We start from the raw sequence: 20,945 nt of genomic DNA on the forward strand, positions 1-20,945 counted from the left end.
AGCCCGGAGCTGATCGAACCCGCCACTTCTTCCAATGTCGTTCCTTGCTCATATTCCCGAACCGCACCATCCGGGAAAGTTACTTTCACTGCCATTTGAATAACCTCCTGTTAGATCAAACCAAAGTTTATAGATATAAAAGTAAAAGATGATTTCCTTACGGGGCCTTTCCGCCCCTAAACCTCCGGCCCGTTAAAAATGCCGATTAGATCGGGACCCGGCTCATGAAATGTACTTTGCAGGATGCCCTGCAAAATTCCCCACTAACTGACGTGAGCCTTCGAAGCTTATTTCGTCCTCGCTCCAACAGAGCCGGTGTCTAACTTTCAACCAAGCGCCAATTGTTCTTCCTGTTTCGGGAAGCCTATAATTTCCCACTAAGTAACGTAAGCCTTCGAAGCTTATCCGTCCGCATTCCACCAAGCAGACGTCCAAACCTTTTTCCATGCAGTGATTACTCCTCCTGCTTGGCGGAAGGTCCCGTAAATGCCCCGCTAAGTGACGTACGCCTTCGAGGCTTTTTGCAGGTACTTGCAGGAAGAGCCCCGGAATTCAAAAGCCTGCATTTCTGCATGATTTTGGCCGTTTGGCTCGGCGTCCACTGCAAAGCCTGAAAAAATACATCTTTTTTATCGTTTAAGGGGAGATCGGATAATTTTGTACGGAAATTGATGTATTATCGCAGGCTTTTCGCTGGAGTGCTCCAAATCGACTCAAAATTGATGTATAATCGCAGGAATTTGCACCCGCCGCTGAAATGGCGCCAAGCCTGCCTTCTCACAAAGACGTCGCTTTTCCTGCTAAGCTTCGATTGCGGGGAGTCCCGTAAGAAACCCCACAAAGTGACGCATGCCTCCGAGGCTTTTTTCAAGTCCTTTTGAAAAACAAAAAAACGCATCTCGCCCAAAAGGGACGAGTGCGTTCTGCTCGTGGTTCCACCCTCATTCGATTCGCTGCCAACGCTGCTCCGTCCAATGGACGAAAGACAGACACGGGCGGGGCAGATCTTCCCTATCCCCCTTCCCTTCCGCTTGCTCGCGGGTGGACTGGACAGGAAAATCGGCTTCGCCTTACAACGAATCCTTCGGTATTCCATAACGGGAATAACCCGGTAATATGTACTGTCGCAAATAAGCGCGGGTTCCATATCACGGCTGCAAAGGGGTAACTCCCTGACCGGCTCTCTGAAGGAGCTTGCAGCCTGGGCTCCTCTCTCTGTTCAGTGCGGACGGGGAATCATGTCTTTGGTCATCGCCTGTTATCATATAGATTATAAGCAACGATAGCTTGGTCGTTGACTATAAACAACGTTTACTGATTATAGATTATAATTTCTATATTAAAGAAGGTCAAGCGGCAGATTATAGATCCGGCACGAAAGTAAATGGCATAATGTGGTAAATTCCACCACTGGTCCAGCTTAAGATAACACAGTACACAATTCGACCCGATGCTCGAAGATTTGCTGGATCGTCTTGATGACCTGAAGTTCCGGCTCCCGGGTATGGATATAAATTTTTTGCGGGGATACCGACAGAAGCGCGCTCACAATCAAATCCTCGTCGCTTTCCTCGGCATCGAACGACTCCCCTTTGTTAAAGTGAAACAGCCTGGGATCAATCGGCTTCATATGCTCGTTGAGAAGCTGGAATTCATGGCCGCCCTTATGCATTAGATGTGCAGTAGGGATAATCGTGTCTTGGGCGTAAACGTAATATTTTAGCAGAGCGATAAAATCCTGATATTGCTGGTCCAGCATCATTTCCTCCACGGCGTAATCGACCGCTTCCGCAAGCTCCCGGTTATAATCGCCCAGCCTGAACCGGATGAATCCATCCAGATGAAGAACCGGATTTTCCCATAAATAGGATTGCAAAATGGCCGATACCTTCGCTTTTCTCCTGCCCTTGAGATCGAAGGGATGGGAATAATCCAAGGTCCCGTCAAGAAGCTCTTTGCAGTAGCTGCATATTTTTTCGGTCTCATCGGGGCTGCAGCGATATTGTGAACGGGTAATGCGGCGAATGATCTTAATCTCTTCACAGTCCACGATATATTCAGCCAGAACGCGGCCAATGGCCGTTCCCGCCATTTTGCGCGACTCCTGTTTAAGAACGCCTTGCGTTCCCGAAACCCAATGAACCGTAACCATGAAGCGGTCGGTTTCATATTTCAGTTGATACACATTTTCCGATTTATTTATTTTGTGCAGTTCCTTTTTGAGTGTTTGAACCAAGGCGGCATAATGATTGTCCGGCATATCCGGCAAATATAATTGAAACAGCCTCATCCCGAACCACTCCTTCCCGAACGAAAGTTCTTTTTTAAGTATATGGTGGACGAAAAGCAGATATACGATTAAACTTTACGGGAAGTAAACATTGGAATTGTTGGGGAAAAGAGGTTGTTCAATGAGGGATTGAAAAAAGCGGCAGGTTTTTCCCTTCAACAGGATAGACTACGGATAGTTTGATTTTAGATTTGCGGATACCAGTCTACTGCAGGAGTGATCTGTATGAAAAGTCCATACTCACGCTATTTCGTCTTCACCGCATCCGAATGGGGAAAATTATACAACGGTCCCTCCCCCGGACCATCGCTCACCGGCGAAGAAATACAGGAGCTGCAGGGCATCAATGAATCTCTTTCCGCCGATCAGGTTAAAGAAGCCTACCTCCCCCTGTCTAATCTGTTAAATCTCATCGTGCAGCAGGCCCAAACGATGCGGCATGCCAAGAACGCATTTTTGCATAGAGAAACGGAAAAAATGCCTTTTATTATCGGAATAGCGGGCAGCGTCGCCGTCGGCAAGAGCACGACCGCCCGCCTGCTGCAAAGACTTATTTCGTGCTGGCCCTCCCGCCCCCGGGTCGAATTGGTTACGACGGACGGATTTTTATATCCGAATGAAGTGCTGACGCAGCGGGGACTGATGAACAAGAAAGGCTTTCCGGAGAGCTATGACACCCGCAGGCTGATTCAGTTCCTGGCGGCTGTCAAATCCGGCGCCGCCGAAGTCGAATGCCCGGTTTATTCGCATCTGGAATACGATATCCTGAAGGATCGGAAGCAGGTCGTGGTCCGGCCCGATATCGTCATTGTGGAAGGATTGAATGTTCTGCAGACCAATACGGTGACCAGTGCACCTAACGTGTTCGTGTCCGATTTTTTTGATTTCTCGATATACGTGGACGCGGATACCGAATGGATTGAGAGCTGGTACATAGAACGGTTCAAAATATTAAGAAAAACCGCCTTTCAAAACGAGCACTCTTATTTTCACAAGTATTCGCATCTGAGCGAGCAGGAGGCCTTGGAGATGGCCAGACAAGTTTGGCGGGAGATCAATTATGTCAATCTGATGGAGAACATTTTGCCTACTCGCAGCCGCGCGGACCTGATTCTTAAGAAAACGGAACAGCACAGAATCGAATCCGTGCTGCTAAAGAAATAGTCCCGATTCCGGATCAATATCCGAGTAATCGGGACCGTTGTATTGGCCAGGCCGCGCCTTAGTTTTGCATGACGAAATCTTTGTCTACCGTATCGGCCTCGTCAAACATTTTTATAATTTCATAGCGAGTATTGCGCTGCGCCGGTATTTTGCCGGCCTCGCGAATCAGCTTCAGAATGGTGCCGATATTCACCTTATGGGTCGTACCGGCCGCAGAGACTACATTTTCTTCAATCATGGTACTGCCGAAATCGTTACAGCCATATTGGAGAGACAGCTTGCCGATCTCCGGCCCCATCGTTACCCAGGAGGATTGGAAATTCGGAATATTATCAAGCGTAATCCGGCTGATGGCCAAAGTCTTCAGATACTCCTCCGGAGTCGACTTCTCGGCCTTGATTCGGGTATTCTCCGGCTGGAAGGTCCAAGGAATGAATGCCAAATATCCAGGTGTATTCAGCTTCTGCTGGATACACTTATCCTGGGAGTCCCGTACCCGGATCAGGTGCAGGGCCCGTTCCTCCATCGATTCCCCGAACCCGATAACCATCGTAGCCGTCGTATGCATTCCGAGACGGTGTGCGGTCTCCATAACTTCAATCCAGTCGCGCCAGGAGCCCTTCAAACGGCTGATCTTGCGGCGAGTACGGTCATCCAGAATCTCGGCTCCGCCTCCCGGAAGGGAATCCAGTCCCGCATCTCTCAGCTCGCGGATGACCTCCTCCAGAGTCAGCCCGTTGGATACTTCCTTCATCTTCATGATTTCCGCAGGGGAGAAGGAGTGCATCTGGATATCGAATCGCTGCTTGATAGCCTTGAGCAAATCCGTATAGTAAGTGAAGGGCAGATTCGGATTCGTCCCGCCCTGCATCAAAATTTCGGTTCCGCCAACATCAATCGTTTCCTGGATTTTCTGAAAAATGGTTTCATCAGGCAGGACATACCCTTCCTCAGAACCAGGCGGACGGTAAAACGCACAAAATCGGCAGTAGACATCACATACATTGGTATAGTTAATATTGCGGCCGACAACAAAGGTTGTAATCGGTTCGGGGTGCCAGCGCTTCATGATCTGATCTGCCGTATGCCCCATTTTTTCAATCTCATCGGACTCGAACAGAGCGATGCATTCTTCCAGTCCAATCCGCTGACCGTCCAGCGCTTTTTGCAAAATCCGGTCTATGGAACTCAAAGTCCCCACATCCCTTCCTAATCTATCGTCCATTCACTAATCGTATCACAAAGGGGTCCCGGACGTCATTACTTTTCGCAGAAGGGCTTCTTGCCGCTTACCCAATCTTCTCCTTAAAGCAGACCTTTCGTCCTATATGGCAGAACGTCAATTTGCTCACCGCCGTAAGGGATCAATCGGTATCAAGAGCCTGTTCCAAATCCGTTATTATATCCTCTACCGCTTCCAGGCCTACGGAATATCTGACCAGACCGTCCGTAATGCCCCTCTCCAGCCGCACCTCTCTTGGCATAGCCGCATGGGACATCATAGCCGGATACGACAGAATACTTTCGACCGCTCCCAGACTTACAGCCACTATTGGAATCCGGACTCGCGACAGCAGCCGCTTGGCCTTATCCCCGCTACCGACATCGAACGATACGACCGCTCCGTAGCCTCTGGACTGCTTCTCATGAATGTCCCGTCCGGGATGATTCGGCAGACCCGGATAATAAACCTTCTCGACATCGGCTCGCCCGGTCAGCCAGTTGGCCAAGCGGATCGCCCCTCTCTCGGAAGCTTCCATTCTGGCCTGCAGCGTCTTCATTCCGCGAATAAGCAGCCAGGAATCCTGAACCCCCAGAACATTGCCCAGTCCGTTCTGAATTTGCTTCAATTCGGTGCCCAACTGTTCGTTGGCGACTACGGCCAATCCGCCCAGTACGTCACTATGTCCGCCCAGAAACTTGGTCGCGCTGTGCAGGACGATATCTACGCCCAGCTCAACCGGCTTTTGATGATAGGGCGTCATGAAAGTATTATCCACCATAGTAAGCAGACCATGGGATTTGGCCCAAGTTGCCACTGCCGGTATGTCGGTAATTTTCAATGTCGGATTGGATGGGGTTTCGATGTAGACGGCTTTCGTGTTCGGACGCAATGCCGCCTTCACCTGGTCCAGATCGGTCATATCGACGAAGGTCGTCTCGATGTTCATGCGGTTCAATATCGTAGTCAGCAGCCGATAGGTTCCCCCGTATACGTCTTCTGTGCAAATAACATGATCGCCTGCCGACAGCATGAAAAATGCCGCGGATATGGCGGCCATTCCGGAAGAAAAGGCAAAACCCCTGCAGCCTCCTTCCAAAGCAGCTATATATTCCTCCAGAACCTGCCGTGTCGGATTGCCCGACCGGGAGTAATCGAACTCGGGAGGGTTGTGGATATCGAAATGATGGAATGTCGATGCCTGATAGATCGGGATGCTGGCCGCACCGGTCTGTTTGCAAAGCTCTGAGCCGAAATGAATCAATCGGGTAGCAAATTCAGGCTCCGCGGTCTTCTGCTTATCCGTTAAACGATCTTTATTCATGAATGCCTCTCTCCTTCTCCGGATTGCTCCTCTGCGGCCGCCGCTTCAAATGCCCGGGTCAAGTCCGCAATAAGATCATCGATATGCTCGATTCCGACAGAAAATCTCAGCAAACGGTCGTCCACGCCAACCCGGTTGCGGATCTCCTCCGGAATATCCCCGTGGGTCTGAACTGCGGGGAAGGTCATCAGCGACTCGACTCCGCCCAAGCTTTCGGCGAATGCGATTAACCGGATCGAACGCAGGATGGGATCGATATACCGGGCTTTCTTCACCTTAAAGGAGAGAATCCCTGTGTTTCCCGACGATTGTTTGTTCTGCAATTCATAATCGGGATGGCTCTCGAGGCCGGGATAATATACTTCATCGACCAAAGGATGCTCGCTCAGAAACTGTGCGATTCGCAGAGCATTGAATTGATGTCTCTCCATCCGCAGCGCGAGCGTCTTCATCCCCCTCATCAGCAGCCAGGAATCGTTCGGGCCGAGGACGGCGCCGATCGAATTTTGCAGGAAGCCGATTTTCTCGCTCAATTCCTTCCCTTTGGTTACGACCAATCCGGCCAGCACATCATTATGCCCGCCCAAGTACTTGGTGGCGCTGTGGATGACTATATCGGCCCCCAGCTCCAGCGGTCTTTGGAAAAAGGGGGTCAGCAAAGTATTGTCGACGATCACGAGCAGCCCATTCCGTTTCGCCCATTCCGATACTCCCCGCAGATCCGTAATCATCATCAACGGATTGGTCGGCGTTTCGATCAATACCGCTTTCGTCTTCGGAGTCCGATATTTCTCCAGCTCGTCCATCCGATTGGTATCGACGTACGAGGCCGTAATGCCAAACCGGTTCAGCACTTGCTCGATCAGCCTGTAGGTTCCCCCATACAAGTCCAGCGACACAAGCAGATGATCCCCTTGTCCAAACAACGCAAAAATGGTCTGGAGCGCCGCCATACCGGAGCTGAAAGCAAAGCCGGCATCCCCGGATTCGAGATCGGCGATCGCCTCCTCCAGCACGGTGCGGGTAGGATTCTTGGTCCGGGAATAATCGAACCCGGTGCTTTCCCCCAGCCTTGGGTGCCGGAAGGCTGTAGCATTATAAATCGGGAAGCTGACGGCCCCCGTAACCGGCTCCGAGATCGAACCTATTTGAGCCAAACGACTTTCTATCTTCATAGCAAGATCCCCTTCCGCTTAAATTCATTTCATCGATATTGATGTAAAAAAATCCCAGTAATAATGTTGCGAAGATGATCGACTGTACTTCATGGGCGGGCCGTTATCGCTGCCTTCTTACGCCCCTGAACATGAGAACAGGCGGAACGCAAGTCCGCCTGACGCTGCTTCATCCTCATGACTGTGCTGCAGGATTGTGGCATCTGTAATTGCAGGATCGAAACTTGTATCTGCCGGAGCAGTAGAAGAGGCTCACTTCTTCAGTAATTTCGTCGTCTTCCAATCGTATGGAGTTTCCTGATAAACATAGTAATTCAACCAATTGGAAAACAACAAATTCGCATGGGCTCTCCATATGACCATCGGAGGCTTGGTAGGGTCGTCATTCGGGTAATAATTTTTCGGAATTTCCATGTCCATACCTCTTTGTATATCCCGGTCATACTCCCATTTCAACGTGTTCTGGTCGTATTCCGAATGGCCCGTCACGAATATCTGTCTGCCGTCTTTCGTTGCCGTTATATACATTCCCGCTTCATCGGATACGGAAAGAATTTCAAGCTCCTCCACCCGTTCAATGTCTTCGAGGCTCACTTCCGTATGTCTCGATTGGGGGACATAGAATACCTCGTCGAATCCCCTCAGAAGCTTCACGTTAGGTTTACAAACCCTGTGCGGAAAAACACCGAAAACTTTACGGTCGAGCTTATATTTGGGAATACCGTAATGATGATACAAGCCGGCTTGGGAAGCCCAACAGATATGCAAGGTCGACGTTACGTTTTCTTTCGTCCAATCCATAATTTGACGCAGCTCTTCCCAATAATTGACTTCTTCAAACTCCAACTGCTCTACAGGAGCCCCGGTAATAATCATTCCGTCCAGCTGCTCGTGCTTGATGTCGTCGAATGTTTTGTAAAACATTTCCAGATGCTCCAATGATGTGTTCTTGGAGGTATGTGATTTCGGATGCAGAAGCACAAATTCCACCTGCAGGGGCGTATTGGCAAGCAGCCGCAAAATCTGGGTCTCCGTCGTTTCCTTGGTCGGCATCAGATTTAGAATCGCAATTTTTAAGGGACGAATGTCTTGGTGGAAAGCTTGCTGCTCTCCCATGACAAAGATGTTTTCCTGGCTTAAAATTTCTTTGGCGGGCAAATGATCAGGGATTTTGATCGGCATTGGGAACCCTCCTTGGTCGTAATTAGATCAAAGCTAACGGTAACACAAACGTGCTACTGCGAGAGGGGCTCTCCAACGTTTAAAAAGCCGCCCTTCTCTTATGAGAAAGGCGGCTTAACCAACGCGAGGTTGTCCTCTCTCATCTCTCAGAAGCGAAAGCTTCTGCAAGAATTAGCACCGTGCATTCCTGTCCATAGGAATGTCGGTTGCCGGGTATCATCGGGCCAGTCCCTCCACCTGCTCTTGATAAGAGTTTAAAATATTCATTTATTCAGCACATTTGATATCTACTCTAGCTCAAAATAACTCCCCCGTCAAGAGGCGTCTTAACGGCAGCCGATCCTCTATTTCTATATCTGCCGCCCCGGAAATCCCGTTCGTTTCCTTCCCTTTCATACTCCGGGCATCGACTGCATAATGCGATTTTAACCTACCTTTAGCCTAATTGCCGATTCCGCATCCGCTTACTGCTGTATAAGCTCCTTCTTCCCGGCGGTTTCATTATCCCGCATGTCTGCGGTATTTGAGACGGTACAGCCGGAGCCAATCATAGATCTGGCTAACATCCCTCTGCTTCAATTCGTCCTCGGAGTACAATTGCTGCACGACCGGCTTCAAATAGCGATGCCCGATATCCCGGAACAGCTTCTCCGCCTGTTTCTGTTCCGTCTTCGCTACAGCTTGCAGCTCCATCTCGATGAATGGCCCGACATCGTATCCGTCACGGTCCAATTCCTCCAGCAGAAGAATTAGCTCACGACGCTCCATCGCCAGTTCGCTAGCGATCTGATCCAGCGTAACTCCTTTCTCCATGGCCTCCAGCAGCGCCCGTTTCGTCTCCCGCTTCTTCTCTCCCGCGGTTTCCTTCTTGCGGTACTGCTCCTCCAGCCATTGTTCAAATAATTCCGGATCCACCTTCTCCTTAACCCAATCCAATGGAAACGGGGTGCTTTGCGGCACTTGCTGCAGCAGCTCCAGCAAAGGCTGTCCGTAGCTCGCCAGCCTCTGCTCCCCGAAGCCCGGAATTTGCCTCAGTTCGTCCAGATTATGCGGAACAAAGACGCTCAGCATCTGCAGAATCCGGTTGGTGGCAATAATGAACGCCGACTTCCCCTCCTTCGCGGCCTGTTCTCTTCTCCACTGCCGCAAAGTGTTAAACAACTCCGACTGCAGGTTGGCTTCGCTGTAATAATGCAGCATCTGGGTGAAGCCGCCTCTCGGCGCCATTCGCCGGCCCAGATCGGTTCCCCGGATCAGGGGCACGAAGCCCTCCTTAAACTTGCCATCCAATCCTTCACGGAATCCTTGAAGCGCTTCGTCCCACATCATCCCTTCATACCAGACATCCCTTACGGCTTTCCCCTCTGCCTGCTCATTCCAGAACACAGACCATTCGCCATGCTCCTCATAGATGGATACGAGGGCTGTCCGCACCCGATTCTCCTCGGTCACCTTCTCCAAAGTGTTGCAAAAAATCAGATTCATTCCCTATTTCCTCCCTTGTTTGGAATTGCGGACAAACAAAAAAAGCACCCCTCTTATCATTCAATAAGAGAGGTGCTTCCTCTGCCGTCCAAATTTTATGCTATTTATCCATATTATACTATATTTTTAATAGATTGCAATCCCTGCTTTAAGGAACCAGAATAATTTTCAAGGAATCCTTGCCGCTCTTCATCATTTCGAAGCCGCGGAGATAATCTTCCAGAGGAAGCTTGTGGGTGACTACCCCTTCGGTCGGAAAATCGCCGTTCCGGATCCCCTCAATGACCAGCGGGTAGCAGTACGGCCCCAGATGGGAGCCGAGAACATCCAGCTCCTTACGGTCGCTGATGATGCTCCAATCGACCGTCACAGGATCCTTAAACACGCTGAATTCAACGAACCGCCCCAGTTTTCTGATCATGGACAGCCCTTGCTCAACCGACTTGGGATGGCCGGTAGCTTCGATATAAATATCGCATCCGTAGCCGTCGGTCATTTTCTTGATTTCCGATACGACATCCATCTTGGCAGGGTTCATTACGAGATCGGCGCCGAATTTTTTGGCCAGTTCCAACCGCTCATCCATCATATCCAGGACGACCAGCGTTTGCGCTCCCGCCTTCTTCGCTGCACCGACCATACCCAAACCCAACGTTCCGGCTCCGGCCAGCACTACGAAATCCCCCAGCTGGATTTGCGCCCTCTGTACCGCATGCAGGGAACAAGCATAGGGCTCGATCAGAATCGCCTGCTCAATCGGCAGCTCCTCAGGGACCTTGTAATTTAGAGCTTCCTTGGTAAATTTCATATATTCGGCCATTCCGCCGTTAACGTTGTTCTGGAAGCCGTACAGATCGTGCTTTTCACACATCCAGTACTGTCCGCGGTTGCAGAAACGGCAATCCCAGCAAGGAACAATTTGCTCCGATATGATCCGGTCGCCGACTTCGAAATTTTTCACCTTATCGCCTTTGGCCACGACCCGGGCGATAAACTCATGCCCCGGAATCATCGGAGCTTTAATATAAGCCGGCTGAGTATCGTCTCCCCAGAAGCTGGGGGCCCCGTCGAACGCCTTAATATCCCCTGCACAAATTCCGCATGCTTCAACTTTTACAATAATCTCCTCATCGTTCTCAAGCTTGGGAGTAGGCACAACCTCCAGCCGGTAATCCCCCGGGGCATAGGCTACAATTGCTCTCATCGTTTCCGGAATGGCATTGTTATGATTAGACATACCTGGTTTCCTCCCGTAAATTTTATGAAACAAGGATAAACGGCTATCGCCGTCCTTAAGGACGGGCGCGTTTACCGATGAAATATAAGAACAAGTATAAGGCGAATACTTTCTCATATTTTAATAAAAGAATTCCGCTGAAAAATTACGTTACTCCTTCTCCCCATGGAGGAATTGGCAAGGCTTCGATTCGATTGATCCCGCTATTCCTTAGCCAAGCTTCCTGAGGGCCTCCAGGAAGGACGACAATATGATATAAGCAGAAACCGAGCCGGGGTCCAGATGTCCGACGGAACGCTCGCCCAGACGGCTGGAACGCCCTTTCTGCGACAGCATCTCAGCCGTAGAGTTCATTCCCTTCTCTCCAGCCGTTACTGCGGCCTCCAGGCTTGCCAGCAAATCTCCGCCCTTGCCCCTCTCCTGTTCAAGCGCTTGCATCGCCGGAATCCAGGTATCCATCATCGTCTTGTCGCCTACCTGCGCTTTGCCTCTTTCCTGGATCCCGTTTACCGCTTTAAGCCAGAACTGCACAACATCCTCTTCGTCCAATTCCGCCTTCCCCTGCAGAGCCATGCCTCCCCTTAAGAATGCAGTCGCATACAGCGGACCTACGGAAGAGCCTACCGCGTTGAGGAACGACATCGCCATGTCCTTGCAGAGCGCAGCGAAATCGTCTCCTTCATAAGAATTCAGCTTATCGACAATGGCCTGCCAGCCGATGGACATCGTTACCCCGTGATCCCCGTCCCCGACCGCGCGATCCAGCTCGGATAACTCGTCTTTCCTCGCTTCAATTTGTTCGGCAATATAGATAAAAATTTGTTTAAAATCGGAAATAGTCAGCTTCATCGCATATCCTCCTTACTTCTGCACATACATTGGGGTGTCTACGGGATGGTCGATCATTTCCGCCAGCTCGTCATCGAGCTTCATAATCGTGATGGAGCAGCCGCCCATCTCAAGAGACGTGACGAATTCACCGACAAAGGAGCGGTGGACTTTAACTCCCAGATTAGCCAGCCTCGCAGCCACCCGGCGGTACATGATGAATTGTTCCATGTAAGTCGTCGAGCCAAGCCCGTTGACCAGCACAGCCACCCGATCATCCGGTGTGAGCGGCATGTCATCAAAAATCCGGTCCAGCAGAGCGTCCGCCACTTCATCGGCGGTTTTCAGCTTTCCTCTCTCCACCCCCGGCTCTCCATGAATACCCAGACCGATTTCCATTTCATCATCGGCCAATACAAAGCTGGGCTTGCCGGTTTGCGGAACCGAGCAGGGGGACAGAGCCACCCCCATGGTACGCGTCTGGTCGTTCGCTTTGCGCGCTACCCGGACGACCTCATCGAGCGAATAACCCTTATCGGCCGCAGCCCCCGCCGATTTGAATACAAGAAAGCCTCCGGCAATCCCCCGCCGACGATCGATATCGCTCTTCGGTGCGGATGCCACATCGTCCGTCACCAGTACGGTTTCCACCCGAATCCCTTCCATGGCGGCCAGCTCCGCGGCCATATCGAAATTCATGCAATCCCCGGCATAATTGCCGTACATATAGATAACTCCCGCGCCTCCATCGACGGCTTTGGTCACTTCAAGAATCGGGTCCGGAGGAGGTGAAGCAAAAACGTTGCCGACAGGCACGCCATCCACGAAGCCTTTGCCGATCACACCCATAAACGCGGGCTCATGGCCCGATCCGCCCCCGATGACGACTCCCACCTTGCCGGGACGAACCGTATCCACACTAACAACCGACCGCTTGTTCTGCGGAAGGATCTTCACGTATTGCGGATAGGCGGCCTCATAGCCCTCAATCATTTCATCAACAACCGAATTGGGTTGATTCATCAGCTTTTTCATCATCACCACTCCTTAGATAGTGCTGTTCCTGTTCCATTATCTTATTTACCTTTCGTTCCGAATTTCCTCGTTGAAACTCTGAATCTATCCAGGCTTCCACAATTTTAAGAGCGGTCTCCGGGCCAATCACTTTGGCTCCCATCGTCATAATCTGGGCATTATTGCTCTTCCTCGCGCGCTCCGCCGAATAGGTATCGTGACATTGCGCCGCCCGAATCCCCGGAACTTTGTTAGCCGCAATGGCTACCCCAATGCCGGTTCCGCATATCAAAATTCCGCGTTCCAGCTTTCCCTTGCGAATATCGTCAGCTACTGCGAAGGCCACATCCGGATAATCGACTTCCTCACAGGAGTAGCAGCCATAATCGGCAGCTTCAATTTGCCTGTCACGCAGGTAAGCAATAATAAGCTCTTTCATTTCGAATCCGTGATGATCGCTTCCAATCGCAATTTTCTTCATTCTCTCACTCCACAAATGTTTTCTTAATAGAAAAATAAATAAGCGCTTTCATAGACTCAGGCAGGATGGATTTTAACTGCTTTCCCTTGACATCCCTCCAAAAATTCTATCCGTCACACTACGTCTGAACACTTTCGATTACTATCGTTATGTACCTATATTACATATTTTTATTTTCATTTGTCAACAAATATACCTAATTTACTTTCAAATGTTTTTCATATTTTGTTGTTTCTTTATTTTGTCAGCTCCAAACCAACAGCAATCACAGCAAAAAACATCAGCACATAAAGCCAGCCGAAAAAAAGAAAAGAAAGCTGGGTACCAAGAAACGATAGCGTACCGGCTCATACACACAGAAACCTGCCTTAAAATTTGCGATTCAACATTTGTAGAGCGATTTCAAAATCATCCGGAAATGCGATTGGAAGTCTAATTTTTGCAATCTGCATCCATTTTCGGAAGCCCTTCCATATCCATACTATATCACGGAACCGCATTGAAATTCTGCGACCTTGGCCATTCAACATTCCTGGTGCACAATTTACGTAGCACATTCAATCCTTAGCTTCTTATGTACCGCTGGCGGAAGGATCCGGCTTGTTGCTCCCGGTTTCAGTACTATATGATATGATGAGAAAGATCAAATAAGCGCGTCCCATTTTATTTATATACAACGGAGGGTATGAAATGTTCGACAAAGACTTGGATTTCTTATATGACGAAACGGAGGATACATCCACCCGGTTTGTCTGTTTTATCGGGGAAAGTATGAGACGCTTCGATCTGGCGGTCACCTCATCTAACCGATTCTACGGGAAGAAGCTCGTTACAGATATTCAATCGGGAGTCACTGCCATTCTCGGGCCGGATGATGTCCATGAGGAAGGATGCCTCGAAAGGTTATTTGGACTGTCGGAAGAAGAAGGCGAAGATTTGAGAGCTTTTCTCTCGCCAATCATCGGGAATGTTCATTTCACGGATCTTTAGAAGTGTTCATTCATAGTTCCCTTCGAAGAGGGGAAGGATAAACCTTATCTTCTTCCAAATAAACCGGAAGATCACGGAGGTGGACTATGAAAGAAGGTTTCGTTAAAGAAAACCGGACCGAAAATACCGATTTGGATACGGTGGAATCGCAGAGAAATGACTTAACGGCCGAGGAATTTCCCGAAGGCCCTTACGGCTCCAGTTTGCTGACCGAATCGCTGGGCAAAAGCTCTCCGTGGAGAGAGGATCAGCGTCCGCCGAACACATACAACTATGAAAATCGCGAGCTTCATGAAGGCATGCAGCGGAATTTTCCCGAAGATCATGAAACCCATGACGAGCCTGAAAAGTAAAAAAAGCATCTAACGGATCTTTGTTCTATACCAGACTAAGAACTTTAAGATCCCTTATGTGATAAAAATAAGAAACGGACGCCTCCAATAGACAGGCGTCCGTTTTTCTTAGTTAAATTTTCATAACACCGCCGGTGCTGGCCGAAGTCACGAGCTTGGAATATCTCGCCAAATATCCGGTCTTCACCTTAGGCTCAAACCCTTTCCAATTCGCTTTACGGCGTTCCATCTCTTCATCGCTGATCTTCAGCTCGATCTTGCGGTTGATCAGATCCAGCTCGATAATATCCCCGTCTTCGACGAATGCGATCGGCCCGCCTTCGGCAGCTTCAGGGGAAATATGCCCGATACTGATCCCGCGGGAAGCTCCAGAGAAGCGGCCGTCCGTTATCAGACCGACCTTGGCGCCCAGTCCCATTCCCACGATTTGCGAAGTCGGAGCGAGCATCTCGGGCATTCCCGGTCCTCCCTTCGGACCTTCGTAACGAATGACTACAACATGGCCTTCCTTGACCTTGCCGTTAGCAATGCCGTGCAGAGCCTCTTCCTGGGAATCGAAGCAGATCGCAGGTCCGACATGACGTCCACCCACCTCCGGATCTACCGCTCCGACCTTAATGATGCTGCCATTGGGAGCCAGATTGCCGAACAGAACGGCCAATCCCCCCTGCTCACTGTGCGGGTTATCCAGCGGACGGATAACATCGGTATCCAAAATTTCACATCCGGCCACATTCTCCGCCAATGTCTTGGCCGTCACGGTAATGCATTCGCCGTTCAGCACTCCCGGCTTCTTCAGCAGCTCATGGATAATCGCGCTGACTCCACCGGCATTGTGTACATCCTCGATATGATAATCCGACGCCGGGGCAATCTTGGCCAGGTGAGGCACCCGCTTGGCCACTTCATTGATCCGTTCGATCGGATATTCAAAGCCTGCTTCATGAGCAAGCGCCAATGTATGAAGCACCGTATTCGTAGAACCACCCATCGCCATATCCAGGGCAAAGGCGTTATCAATAGCTTCCAGCGTAACAATATCACGCGGCTTGATGTCCTTCTCGATGAGCTCCATCAACTGCTTGGCCGAGCGCTTGACAAATTCCTTGCGCGCTTCGTCCACGGCCAGGATTGTTCCGTTGCCCGGAAGCGCCAGTCCCAAACCTTCTGCGAGGCAGTTCATCGAATTGGCGGTGAACATTCCCGAACAGGAACCGCAGGTCGGACAGCCATACTGCTCCAGCTCTTCCAAGCCTTTCTCATCGATTTTACCCGCTTGGTAAGCTCCAACGCCCTCAAATACGGAGGATAGCGAAATGGAGCGGCCGTTCTTGTCCTTCCCGGCCTTCATCGGTCCGCCGCTGACGAACACGGTTGGAATATTGACGCGCAGAGCTCCCATCATCATTCCAGGAGTAATCTTGTCACAGTTGGGGATACAAACCATCCCGTCAAACCAGTGAGCCGCCACCACGGTTTCCAGCGAGTCGGCAATGATTTCACGGCTCGGAAGCGAATAGCGCATTCCGATATGGCCCATGGCAATTCCGTCGTCTACACCGATCGTATTGAATTCGAACGGAACACCGCCCGCTTCGCGGATAGCTTCCTTGACGATTTTACCAAATTCCTGGAGATGAACGTGTCCGGGAATAATATCCACGTATGAGTTACATACTGCGATAAACGGCTTGTCGAAGTCTTCCTCCTTGACTCCTGCGGCACGCAGCAAGCTGCGGTGCGGAGCGCGGTCGAAGCCCTTCTTGATCATATCGCTTCGCATCTTCGATTTCTGTGTCATGCTGGCAAATCCTCCTGACCGGTATATTATAAAAAATAAGAGCGGAAACGGTTCCGCTTCAATATGACTATTAATCTATTAAATTGTATCATGTTTGGCAAGAATTAAACAATCCCCTGCTTTTCGGGAATATCGAAACGGGAAACGCGCAGCCAAATCCATCAGCGCTGCAAAGCGGGGCAAATGACGCTACTCCCCGCCCATTTCAGCCACCCGGAGATATACCCGCTGTCGATGGTTCTCCACCGTCACCGGTGTTTCGAAAAATTCGCTCAAAGTCCGCTCATTCAGAATCTGCCCGGTCTCTCCTTGCTGAATGACCTCCCCCCGTCTGAGCAGCAGGGCGTGATTAAACGCCGGCACAATTTCTTCCGTATGATGAGTGACATAAATGAGAGTAGGAGTATCTTCCTTCTGTGACAGCTCCTGAATGCTGTCCAGCAGCTTCTCCCGCGAAAACAAATCCAACCCGTTGCACGGCTCGTCCAGAATCAATATTTTCGGATCGGCCATCAGCGCCCGTGCAATCAGCACCTTCTGCTTCTCGCCCTGGGAGCAAGTCATGAATTCCCGGTCCCACAGATGATAACATCCCAGAGCCTGCATCAATTCCTCCGCGCGCCCCAGTTCTTCGTCCGACAGGCGTTGATACAGGCCGATTGTTGCATACTTCCCGCTGATGACCACATGCTGCGCCTTGTCGCTTCTGTACAGCCTCTCCTGCAGGGAGGAGCTGACCCAGCCGATCGATTGGCGAAGCTCGCGCAAATCCACGGTCCCGAAGCGGCGGCCTAACACCGCCACCGTTCCTTGGGTCGGCCAAATATAGCCGTTAATCATATTTAGTATCGTCGTTTTCCCAGAACCGTTCAAGCCGAGCATAGCCCAATGCTCCTTGGGCCGGACCGTCCAGCTGACGTTGTTCAGCAGCATGCGGTTTCCTTTCTTCCAATAAACTCCTTGCATATCGATTACATTTTCCACTCGCTGCAGCCTCATTTCAGACATAATATCCGGCAGCCGTCCTCTTGGCGGCAAGCCGTCATGTTTTTTACCACATTAGAAAGTTTAGTTCATTAAAGCATCTAAATGGAACAACTTTCTAATTGGCATAAAAAGCTACCTTTAAAACCGGGTTATTCATCTTCGAAGAGGTTCCGTTAGGAGCTTTTTTTATTATAAACCATCTTAAAAAAGCTGCGGAATGTTGTCGACGTGAAAATTGCTAATTCCCCCGGGCAACATTTGCTATAATGTTAGAAGGTGAGTAAAGATGAAGATGGAAATCACGACGGAGCGTCTGGAATTGATCCGATACGATGAGGAATTCGTCAATACGCCCCATACCCATGAGGGCTGGTATCAAATAACGGTCCCGATTCGCGGCACCTGTGTTCTGACGCAGTATAATCAAACCTATCGGCTGCAGCCGGGTGCGAGCCTTCTCCAACGTCCGATGGACGAACACCATTTCCATATTGGGGCCAAAGACGGGGTCATCATTATCAAAATCCGCGAGGACTTGCTAGCCAGCCGTTGCGACGGCAAGATTACGGAAATCTCTCCCGAGCAGCAGCTCGATCCCGGGGAAGTGGCGGACCGCTTCCGCTCCTGGACCACGGCCCTATGTATGGTCGACGGTCGGAATCCGGCAGCGACAGAGGCGGAAGTGCTTCATTACCTGTGGAGAACCTTCAAAGCGAATTCGCCCTCCCCGGCAGGGGCTTCCCCCCGACGGTCTGCCGATCCGCATCTGGCCGGAGTCTTCGAATACATCCAAGAGCATTATACGAATCCGATAGCTATCGATACATTGGCTTCCATCGCTTTGCAGAGCCGGTTTCATTTCATCCGTACCTTCAAACAGTCCGCCGGAATAACGCCTTACCAATATATTTTGCAGTTGAGGGTGGAAGAAGCCAAAAAGCGGCTTAGGCAAACGTCCGCTACGGTGACTCATATCAGCGCAAGCCTCGGCTTTTCGTGCACAAGCCAGTTTTACCGGGCGTTCTTCAAGTCAGTGGGGCTCACCCCCGAGCAGTACCGTCGTCTTAATCAGAACGAGTGACATTCTTGCAAAATCCGTTCACCCAAAATCTGCCCGGTCTCTCCTTGCCGAGTGACCTCCCCCCGTCTGAATGCAGGGCGTAATGAATCGCCGGAACCATTTCCTCCGTATAGCGATTTCGTACCGAATTGTCCAGGATGGCTCCGACCATTGATGTTATCTCATGCTGTCGAATGATTTTATCATCAATGAAATGGCCGGGAATGCCGATGTCGGCAATGGCAGCCCGAACGTTTAAAGCCAGAGCAAAGGTTGACGAATGGCCATATTTCTGCGGACCTCCGGATCGACGGGATCCGGGTCTAAAGAACGCCACAGCTCAATGTATGCCGGCTCCGCCAATGCCACTCCCGCGAATAGCAGTCCGGAGACCGCCGCGGGCCAGCCTTGATCATGCTCTATATCGGGCGGATAGGGCCAGCTTGCTTTGTCTGCCAAGTAAGGATACAAATAATCCAGTCCTCTGCGGATTCCTCTCCCGTCCTCCAGTTCGTAATCCCATAGACAGTCTTCCGGAGTAGACAGAACATGGCACAGCGTAATCATATTGTCGAGAACAAAAATCGAATATCCGTATAGCTTCGTTCGCTGCAATTCGCGGGGGAAGCTGCCGTCCGCCGCCATTTGATCGGGAAGCAGCACCTTCTTGTACTGACTCCTGCAGAAATTTAGCACCTCTTCCTCTCCGACAAATCTTGCAAAAACCGCGGCCTGAACATGCCAGCAAACGCTGTGATTATTGTCTGTATCCCGCTCCTCTATCCCATAAGGGTGAGTCAGCATCCAACGCAAATAATCCCGGAACCAGCCCTGTAAGCCCGCCATAATCTCAGGGGTCATATAAGAAGAGCCGCTGAGACATTCTATAGCGACGGGCACCTCGATCAAATGCAAAGTATCGATAATTCCGATGCCTCTTCCCGAACAAATTCCGGGAATGGCCTGCGCATAGAGCAGGTGGGGATTCATGCGCGTTTCTTCGGCGAGAAAGAACGAATTAAGGAGCGACACGGCTTTGTCCGCATAAGCTTCTTTCCCGCTGACGGCATACCCGGCGGCCAAGTGGGCAACATTCGTCCTCAGGCTGCGCATAATTTCCCGGTGTTCGTTAAAGTTCCCCGGGTTCGATTCGCCATCCCTGCGCACATAAGGCAGCCCATCCGGGGTATCCGGGTTAGGCCACCAGTAATCCCCATTGGAATAATAATCGTGGATCCCGCCTTCGCTCATCGGCGCTTGCGCATCCGTAATAAATCTGGGCTGGGCTTCCAATGCAGCCTCTGCTTTGGCTAATACCCAACCGCGATCCAGCCATTCCATCCGATCTCCGCTACCCATAATTACCATGCCCCCATAGGATTAGTAGTTTAAGGCGAATTATAATTAAAGCAGTGCCGCTTTGGAAGAGGGGTAATTTTACGCTTGATTAGGAGCAAATAAAGGGGATTACGCCGAGTCGGCTCAGGGAAGGGAAGTGTGCCGAATAAAAAAGGCGCTTCCCCGATCAAGCAGGGAAGCGAAGGGTTAGGGGAATATAAGATGAATCCGAATGGATTACGAAGTAAGCTTAAGCATGTGCGGGTTCTCTGTTCTGCCCTTCCGCCGCATCACCCGGCCGGCCTTTGTTGCGCCATTTGTTAAACCAGTTGCGCATATACGGAAGAAGGTAGTAATCTGCTCCCAGCTTGCCGGCATTAGCCCCGGCTATGAAGACCAGACCTCCCAGGAGAACCATCCAGGGGTTAGTCGATATCGTTCCCGCGAAGAGGAACATGAAGTTCATCAAGAGTCCGAAGAATGCGGCCGCTGTCGTTAATGCCCCGAGGATTAATCCCAATCCTACCAGAAATTCGCCCCAGGGGATCATGAAGTTAAACAGTTTCACGTTCGGCAAGGCGAACTTCTCGATGAAGGCCATGTATGTCGGATAAACCAGTTCTTGAGTAGCCTTGTCAGCAACGGGATTAGCTATGGCTCCCTGAAGGTATCCGCCTGCATCGAATGGCTTATCGCCGAAGATTTTGCCCCAGCCGGCGCTCATCCACTGCCACCCGACATATACCCTCAGCAGGAGCAAAGCTACTGCAGCATATCTGTTTTCTCTCAACCATTTAATCATAACCTCTCAACTCCTCTTTATATATTGAGATTCCTCCCGTAATCGAGTGGCGATTCGATTAGTGAATTATTTCACAAAATTCCTCGCGATGCTCTTTCGTTTTATGGTTTGGCGGGGGAGGTTATCTCCTTGACTTTACTTTACTACACATTTAACAATTTGTGTGTGATTTTTTTCACATTTCAGAGTAGTTTGTGCATTAATTCACAATC

The 20,945-nt window shown here is 50.5% G+C and carries 20 protein-coding genes and 1 riboswitch; of the genes, 4 read left to right on the forward strand and 16 right to left on the reverse strand.

The genetic code is table 11. The features are described from left to right. Window positions 1–95, reverse strand: a 95-nt coding sequence (locus ACTHRH_RS23760) for a TGS domain-containing protein (RefSeq protein ID WP_144942148.1), incomplete at its 3' end; no start/stop codon positions are given. Between the two features lie 1,325 nt (window positions 96–1,420). Next, window positions 1,421–2,290, reverse strand: coding sequence for a putative sporulation protein YtxC (locus tag ACTHRH_RS23765; RefSeq protein ID WP_144941568.1), 870 nt, complete (start codon window positions 2,288–2,290; stop codon window positions 1,421–1,423). A 225-nt stretch (window positions 2,291–2,515) separates the two neighbouring features. Here ACTHRH_RS23765 and coaA point away from each other — a divergent pair, with 225 nt between their 5' ends. Next, window positions 2,516–3,454 (forward strand): type I pantothenate kinase, encoded by a 939-nt coding sequence (gene coaA, locus ACTHRH_RS23770; protein ID WP_379291741.1) that lies wholly within the window; start codon window positions 2,516–2,518, stop codon window positions 3,452–3,454. A gap of 58 nt (window positions 3,455–3,512) precedes the next feature. Here the strand turns inward: coaA and mqnC are convergent, their stop codons facing one another. The 9 genes from mqnC to rpiB all read right to left on the reverse strand — a co-directional run bounded on the left by mqnC (window position 3,513) and on the right by rpiB (window position 13,402). Next, window positions 3,513–4,646, reverse strand: a complete 1,134-nt coding sequence (mqnC, locus tag ACTHRH_RS23775) for a cyclic dehypoxanthinyl futalosine synthase (protein ID WP_144941572.1) — start codon at window positions 4,644–4,646, stop codon at window positions 3,513–3,515. A gap of 172 nt (window positions 4,647–4,818) precedes the next feature. Further along, window positions 4,819–6,000: a trans-sulfuration enzyme family protein gene (locus tag ACTHRH_RS23780; RefSeq protein WP_379291738.1), complete on the reverse strand. Its 1,182-nt coding sequence runs from the start codon at window positions 5,998–6,000 to the stop codon at window positions 4,819–4,821. Further along, window positions 5,997–7,175 (reverse strand): aminotransferase class I/II-fold pyridoxal phosphate-dependent enzyme, encoded by a 1,179-nt coding sequence (locus ACTHRH_RS23785; protein ID WP_144941576.1) that lies wholly within the window; start codon window positions 7,173–7,175, stop codon window positions 5,997–5,999. Before ACTHRH_RS23785 ends, ACTHRH_RS23780 begins: the two co-directional genes overlap by 4 nt. 252 nt (window positions 7,176–7,427) lie before the next feature. Continuing rightward, entirely contained in the window at window positions 7,428–8,357 is a 930-nt protein-coding gene (gene metA / locus ACTHRH_RS23790) for a homoserine O-acetyltransferase MetA (RefSeq protein ID WP_440417934.1), read from the reverse strand. Window positions 8,358–8,493: 136 nt separating this feature from the next. Next, window positions 8,494–8,610: riboswitch (SAM riboswitch) on the reverse strand. A gap of 248 nt (window positions 8,611–8,858) precedes the next feature. Further along, on the reverse strand, window positions 8,859–9,842 hold the full coding sequence (locus ACTHRH_RS23795) for an HRDC domain-containing protein (protein WP_379291735.1): 984 nt from the start codon (window positions 9,840–9,842) through the stop codon (window positions 8,859–8,861). 148 nt (window positions 9,843–9,990) lie between these two features. Beyond that, the gene (locus ACTHRH_RS23800) at window positions 9,991–11,079 is read right to left on the reverse strand and encodes an MDR/zinc-dependent alcohol dehydrogenase-like family protein (protein WP_144941582.1); all 1,089 of its coding nucleotides are present in this window, start codon (window positions 11,077–11,079) and stop codon (window positions 9,991–9,993) included. A gap of 210 nt (window positions 11,080–11,289) precedes the next feature. After that, entirely contained in the window at window positions 11,290–11,928 is a 639-nt protein-coding gene (dhaL, locus tag ACTHRH_RS23805; protein ID WP_379291732.1) for a dihydroxyacetone kinase subunit DhaL, read from the reverse strand. 12 nt (window positions 11,929–11,940) lie between these two features. Then, a complete protein-coding gene (locus ACTHRH_RS23810) occupies window positions 11,941–12,942 on the reverse strand; it encodes a dihydroxyacetone kinase subunit DhaK (protein WP_379291730.1) in 1,002 nt (333 codons plus the stop codon). After that, complete coding sequence (gene rpiB, locus ACTHRH_RS23815) at window positions 12,905–13,402, reverse strand: ribose 5-phosphate isomerase B (RefSeq protein ID WP_144941588.1); 498 nt, start codon at window positions 13,400–13,402, stop codon at window positions 12,905–12,907. Before rpiB ends, ACTHRH_RS23810 begins: the two co-directional genes overlap by 38 nt. A 690-nt stretch (window positions 13,403–14,092) precedes the next feature. On the opposite strand from rpiB, the gene ACTHRH_RS23820 reads away from it, so the two are divergent. After that, window positions 14,093–14,392, forward strand: a complete 300-nt coding sequence (locus ACTHRH_RS23820; protein WP_379291728.1) for a DUF3055 domain-containing protein — start codon at window positions 14,093–14,095, stop codon at window positions 14,390–14,392. 86 nt (window positions 14,393–14,478) lie between these two features. After that, a complete protein-coding gene (locus ACTHRH_RS23825; RefSeq protein WP_379291726.1) occupies window positions 14,479–14,745 on the forward strand; it encodes a hypothetical protein in 267 nt (88 codons plus the stop codon). 112 nt (window positions 14,746–14,857) lie between these two features. Here the strand turns inward: ACTHRH_RS23825 and ilvD are convergent, their stop codons facing one another. Both ilvD and ACTHRH_RS23835 read right to left on the reverse strand, forming a co-directional pair. Continuing rightward, window positions 14,858–16,546, reverse strand: a complete 1,689-nt coding sequence (gene ilvD, locus ACTHRH_RS23830) for a dihydroxy-acid dehydratase (RefSeq protein WP_144941417.1) — start codon at window positions 16,544–16,546, stop codon at window positions 14,858–14,860. Between the two features lie 189 nt (window positions 16,547–16,735). Then, window positions 16,736–17,530, reverse strand: coding sequence for an ABC transporter ATP-binding protein (locus ACTHRH_RS23835; RefSeq protein WP_186328510.1), 795 nt, complete (start codon window positions 17,528–17,530; stop codon window positions 16,736–16,738). 289 nt (window positions 17,531–17,819) lie between these two features. On the opposite strand from ACTHRH_RS23835, the gene ACTHRH_RS23840 reads away from it, so the two are divergent. Then, window positions 17,820–18,614 carry a helix-turn-helix domain-containing protein gene (locus ACTHRH_RS23840; protein ID WP_144941415.1) on the forward strand — a complete coding sequence of 265 codons (795 nt, stop codon included), beginning with the start codon at window positions 17,820–17,822 and terminating at the stop codon, window positions 18,612–18,614. Here ACTHRH_RS23840 and ACTHRH_RS23845 read toward each other — a convergent pair. The 3 genes from ACTHRH_RS23845 to ACTHRH_RS23855 form a co-directional block, all read right to left on the reverse strand. Next, the gene (locus ACTHRH_RS23845) at window positions 18,598–18,765 is read right to left on the reverse strand and encodes a hypothetical protein (protein ID WP_186328509.1); all 168 of its coding nucleotides are present in this window, start codon (window positions 18,763–18,765) and stop codon (window positions 18,598–18,600) included. The two genes, ACTHRH_RS23840 and ACTHRH_RS23845, sit on opposite strands and share 17 nt — an antisense overlap. Before the next feature lie 83 nt (window positions 18,766–18,848). Further along, window positions 18,849–19,952, reverse strand: coding sequence for an alginate lyase family protein (locus tag ACTHRH_RS23850; protein ID WP_440417939.1), 1,104 nt, complete (start codon window positions 19,950–19,952; stop codon window positions 18,849–18,851). Between the two features lie 229 nt (window positions 19,953–20,181). Then, on the reverse strand, window positions 20,182–20,733 hold the full coding sequence (locus ACTHRH_RS23855) for a DoxX family protein (protein WP_144941411.1): 552 nt from the start codon (window positions 20,731–20,733) through the stop codon (window positions 20,182–20,184). Window positions 20,734–20,945 lie beyond the last annotated feature (212 nt).

The sequence above is a fragment of the Paenibacillus sp. SAFN-117 genome (assembly GCF_051966115.1).
Taxonomy (GTDB): Bacteria; Bacillota; Bacilli; order Paenibacillales; family NBRC-103111; genus Paenibacillus_L; species Paenibacillus_L residui.